4 protein-coding genes are annotated in these 5,433 nt (G+C 40.7%); all 4 read right to left on the reverse strand.

The features are described from left to right. Window positions 1-129: 129 nt before the first annotated feature. The 4 genes from ACTO17_RS19415 to ACTO17_RS19430 all read right to left on the reverse strand — a co-directional run bounded on the left by ACTO17_RS19415 (window position 130) and on the right by ACTO17_RS19430 (window position 5,158). Complete coding sequence (locus tag ACTO17_RS19415) at window positions 130-261, reverse strand: hypothetical protein (RefSeq protein WP_482559081.1); 132 nt, start codon at window positions 259-261, stop codon at window positions 130-132. A 44-nt stretch (window positions 262-305) separates the two neighbouring features. Beyond that, entirely contained in the window at window positions 306-1,748 is a 1,443-nt protein-coding gene (locus ACTO17_RS19420; RefSeq protein ID WP_482559082.1) for a sensor histidine kinase, read from the reverse strand. A gap of 1 nt (window position 1,749) precedes the next feature. After that, window positions 1,750-2,421, reverse strand: coding sequence for a response regulator transcription factor (locus tag ACTO17_RS19425; protein WP_172536697.1), 672 nt, complete (start codon window positions 2,419-2,421; stop codon window positions 1,750-1,752). 313 nt (window positions 2,422-2,734) lie between these two features. After that, entirely contained in the window at window positions 2,735-5,158 is a 2,424-nt protein-coding gene (locus tag ACTO17_RS19430; protein WP_482559083.1) for a hypothetical protein, read from the reverse strand. Between the last annotated feature and the right edge of the window lie 275 nt (window positions 5,159-5,433).

Here is a 5,433-nt window from a genome sequence, read left to right on the forward strand (position 1 = left end):
TGGCATAAAAACACTCCTTTTCGATAAGAATTTCCATATCCTAATTCTTACCAAAAAGGAGCCATTTATTTCCAAAAACACAAACTTATTTACACTACCCTATACCGCAGTTGAGGGATTCGCTCTTTGTCACTTATTCTCATTCAATATTTTTTTGACTTCTTTCAGGGATTTCTCCATATTGCTTACTTTTTTCCCAAGGGCAGGCTTCTTATAGATGGCCTCAGCCAGTTTCTGTCTGAAATCTTTTTTATGTTTCACAATTGGGTTCTCTTTTTTGATTATTATATGCAGAATCTTTTATTTTATTCTGCGTATTCCGGTAAAGTAAACCAGAATTCCACTCCGGATGGAAGATTTTCCACTCCGTAACTTCCGTTATGCATTGTAACTATATTCTGTACAATATACAATCCCAGACCTGCATGAACAAATCCTTTTTCTTCCCGTCTCTTCTCTTTTTTATTCCGGTAATAGCCGCTCCAGATATGTTCTAAATCTTCTTCTGGAATCTGCCTGCCCTCATTATAAACGCTAACCCGGATGAATCCGTCTGTTTTCTTTAAGGTCAGCCGGATGTTTCCGCCGATATCGGTATATTCCAGCGCATTTGTAATATAATTATCCACAACCTGTTCCAGGTATTCCCGATCTCCTTTCACATAACAATGTTCTGACAGAAATGTTTCCATATGCAGTCTTTTCTTTTTTACCATGCCTTCGTATTTGATAATAATATAATCCATTACCTCTTTCATATCCATGGTTTTCTGAAGCATATTCTCCATCTGATGTTCCATTACGGAATTTTCCAGAAGGCTGCTGACCATATCAGACATTTTTGCCACTTCTTCCTGAATAGATTCCACATAGTATTCCTTATCTTCTTTGAGGTATCCGAGCAGTTCTGCCTGACTGGAAATTACGGCAAGAGGAGTTTTCAGTTCATGGGTAATATTTGCAATAAATTCTTTTCTCCGCTTTTCAATCTGATCCTGACGGACATTGTGGTGAAGCATCTGCCTTTTATCTTCTTCCAACAATTCTGACTGGCTTTGCATCTGCTGTGCAATCTGATTCAAATTTTTTGCAAGCTGATTCAGTTCCCTGTACCGCCCCTCTGTCTGTAATTCAGTTTGATAGTTCCCATTAACCAGGGCGTCTGTGGCAGAAACAAGTTTATCCACAGGTTTTAGAAGATATTTCCACATAAGCGTCATAAATATGCTCCCCGGCAGCATAAGAAGAAAGAAAAGCGCCATATAAAATTTTTCTGCCATGGTAATGCTTTTTCGTCCTGCGGCAATATCTTTGATTAAAATATAATAATCAGTCTCATCCTGCTTTATGATGCCGCGATATCTGGCTGTTTCTAACAGTTTTCCGCTGTTTCTGATTACTTCCGGTGTTCTGGAAAAAGAATCAAGCCTTTTTGCAATGCTTCGGTGAACTGTATTTTCTTTATTATCACTCGATTCTGTTAAATAAATGGGTTTCATATCTTCATCTGCAATGCAAAAGCTTAAATTTTCATTCTCATAATTTGCAAACATTACATAATCTTTTTCATTCAGATCAGATAAATCCAATTCTCCAATGTCTTGATAAGCCTGTACAATTTGTTTATCCTTCACATATTCATAGTAAACAGGCATAAAGATCATATAAAGCAACGTGCTGATTCCTGTAATAACAACTATAAACATACACTGCCGTAAAAATATATCCGTTCTAAGTTTTCTCTCCATTTCATTTTCCTTCAAAACAATAGCCTATGCCGTAAACGGTACGGATACAGGAACTATCCCCCAGTTTTTTCCGGAGCTGTTTTACAATGGTATCAATGGTTCTGGTATCTCCCACATAATGATACCCCCAAATGCTGTCCAGAATTTGATCTCTTGTGAGAACAATTCCTTCATTTTTCATAAAAAAATGCAGAAGCTCAAATTCCTTAGGCGTAGTTTCCACAAATTCATCTCTGACATATACTTTCTGTGCGCCTGTCTCAATTCTTATTTCTCCTGCTGTCAGGAAATCCTGCTCCTGCCGGAACCGTTTCAGTAACGCCTCTATATGCATTTTCACAACGGCCAGAGAGTAGGGCTTTGTAATGTAATTATCTGCCCCATAGGAAAGGCTTTTCAATTGATCCTCTACTTCTTCTTTAGCCGTCAGCATAATCACCGGAACATTCGAAATTAAGCGAATCTGCTTCAACACCTCATTTCCGTCGGCAAAAGGCAGCATAACATCCAACAGTACACAGCTGATTTCCTTACTGTGAGCCTTAAATTGCTGAATTCCTTCCAGTCCGTCTTCCGCAGTATAAACCTGATATTGGTTTAACTCAAAAAAATCTTTCAGTGTCTTTAATAATTTTTTTTCATCTTCTATCACTAGTATTGTTGTTTTTTCCATTTTATTCCCTGTAATATCCTATTTTTAGATTTTTTTATTTTATCGGGAAAATGTGATAGAAGTTTGAGATTTTTAATAACAAATGAAATCATTCCCACTTTTGCGCGGGTATGCATCCTGATCGGAAAACTCTTATCTGATAGAAAAGTCAAAAACTTTAATACATCATAGTAACATAGTGTTTTATATAAAATAAAAGGGCGCTGCCGCATTAAGAAGTAAACATACAAGATACATATTTTGTAAATGGAAATTATACCATATCTTGTAGTTGTATATCTTAATACGACAGCCCCTTTCAATAAGTACTTATTTACATATTAGCAATCAAAGCGGCAATATCATCGGCGCTCATCAATTTAGACGGATTTGACAAATCCGGCATTAATGGCCTTTCTTCTGCTTCGATCGGGCTGATTGTCTCCGGAAGACCGTCTACGGCAGTATTTCCGATTAGAGCGGCAATATCCTCAGGACTCATCATTCGGTTTCCGTCTTCTATCAGCGGTCTTGGCACTGGCTCCGGTTCCGGTTCTGGTTCCGGATCTACGCTTGCTAATAATGCAGCAATATCTTCCGGCGTCAATATCTGGCTGCCCGTTCCCATTATAGAATCAACATTGGGCACTGGTTCTTCCATTCCATTCGGCATTGTTTCCATTGCCGGCTCTTCCATTGCCCCTGGCATCGCTTCCATTGACGGTTCAGGTTCTATTTCTGCTTCAGGAAGCAGTTCTGGCTCTGCTGCCATCATCGGCTCTGGTTCCAGTTCCGGCTCTGCTGCCGGTTCCGGCATTGTACTGGCTTCTGCAAATAACTCCGATTCTGGAATTACTTCCGGTTCCGCTGCTGCAGTTTCTTCTATTTCTCCAACTGCATCCATCATTGCTTCGATATTTGCCAATACTTCCGGCTCCGGCATTGCTTCTGGCTCTGTTACTGTCTCTTCTGCGGCTTCCGGTATTACTTCAGCTTCAGCAGATAATTCCTGTTCTGGAATTACGTCCACCTCTGGTTCCACTATAGGTTCTTCTTCTGGCATTGCCTCCGGTTTCAGTTCCGCTTCCAACACTGGCTCTTCTTCCACTGCAGATACGATTTCTGGCTCTGCTGTCAATTCCGACGCTGGATTCACTGCTACTTCCGGCATTGCCTCCAGTTCCATCTCTGGTTCCGGCTCCTCAATAACTTCTGATTCTATTTCCGATGCTGCTTCTATCTGCAGCTCTTCTTCTGCTTCCGGTTCCAGCTCTGGTGCTGCCTCTATTTGCAGTTCTTCAGCTGTTTCCTGGTTCGTTTCCAGTGCTGTTTCTATCTGCGGCTCTTCTACTTCTGGTTCCAACTCTGGTGCTGCTTCTATCTGAGATTCTTCAGCTGCTTCCTGATCCAGCTCCAGTGCTTTTTCTATCTGCAGCTCTTCTTCTGCTTCCGGTTCCAACTCCGGTGCTGCTTCTATCTGAGACTCTTCAGTTTCTCCTGGTTCCAGCTCTGAGGACACTTCTATCTGCGGCTCTTCCTCTTCCATTTCTAAAACTGCCTCTATCTGCGGCTCTTCCATTGTTTCCGGCACTGCCTCTATTTGCGGCTCCAGAATCATTTCCGCCTCTGAGGCTGTTTCCATCTGAGATTCCTCAATTACTTCCGGTTCTATTTCCGGTGCTGTCTCTACTTGCGGTTCCTCTGTCGCTTCCGGCATAACTTCTGGTTCTGCTGCCAGTTCTGGCTCCGGCATAACTTCTGGTTCTGCTGCCAGTTCTGACTCCAGAATTTCTTCCGGTTCTGGCTCTTTTGTTGCTATGGGCATCTCTTCTCTTTCAAATTCAGCCGTCTCCTCTGGCATTCCCTCCGAAACATAAGACGCTGTTTCCGACGGCAATTCCGGCTCTGATACTGTCTCAGACATTATTTCTGACGGCAATTCCGGCTCTGATATTGTCTCAGACATTATTTCTGACGGCAATTCTGACGGTTCTGCCTGATAACCTTCTCTCTCAACAGGAACTTCCTTCACAATCACAGACGGCGGATTCTGAGCTACTTTCTCTGGAATCGCTTCCACAATATTCTGAATCAAATCTGTAGATTCCTGGATTTTCCCAGGTATTACTTCGATAATATTCTGGATTAAACTGGAAGATTCCTGAATTTTCTCTATAATTTCTTTCTGGTTATCTCCCATCTTCTGAAGCTTCTTATCATAAATTTCATTCTGCTTATCTATTACTTCTGTCTTTATCTCCAACATGGTTTGCTGAAATTCTTCCATCTGTTTCAACAACTGATCATTGGAATTCATCAGCGCATTTGCATTTTCCTTGCTCCGGCTGATGGTTACTTTCGCAACCTTCTTCTGTCCATCCATAAGAGTTTCTAACATATCAGCAATTTTCTTCTGATTCACGGAACTGGACTTTTCCAGAGGCATAATCTTCTGACCGATAAAATTCAGCTTCTCATCCAAGTCCTGAAATTTCTTCTGGGAAACCAGATGGGTTGACTTCTCAGCTTTCATAATATCCACATATTGTTCTTCTGCCCGCTGACTGTCCAGTTCTTTCCATTTCATCCATGCGCTTATGGTTAACGTAATGGAAACTAAAGTTGCAATGGCAGCAACCCCAAGTATCGGATAATTCTCCTTCATATTAACAATCAGATAAATATCAACTAAAAATACGAAGATAGAAATTACTGAAAAAAATTGTATTTTAGTCTTTTGTGAATTACCATGTTCCATCTGCTTTCCTCCACTTTATAAAATATCAGAGTGTTCTTCTATCTCTAAGTCAAAGCATTCTTTGACTATTTTCTGCATAAGAAGATAATATCACAAACTACAGAATTTTGCAAATCCCCCTGTTGTAATTTTTTACTATTTCTTTCTCATCTTCGAATTCTTCTTTAACTTTATATATTACTCCGGCGGTTAAATATCCCAGTATTTTACTTGCCCAAACCTCCATCTGCGGCGTTGTCATCAATCGCTGTAGCACTCGCTACAGCTCAATCTTC

Source organism: Petralouisia sp., from assembly GCF_056822245.1.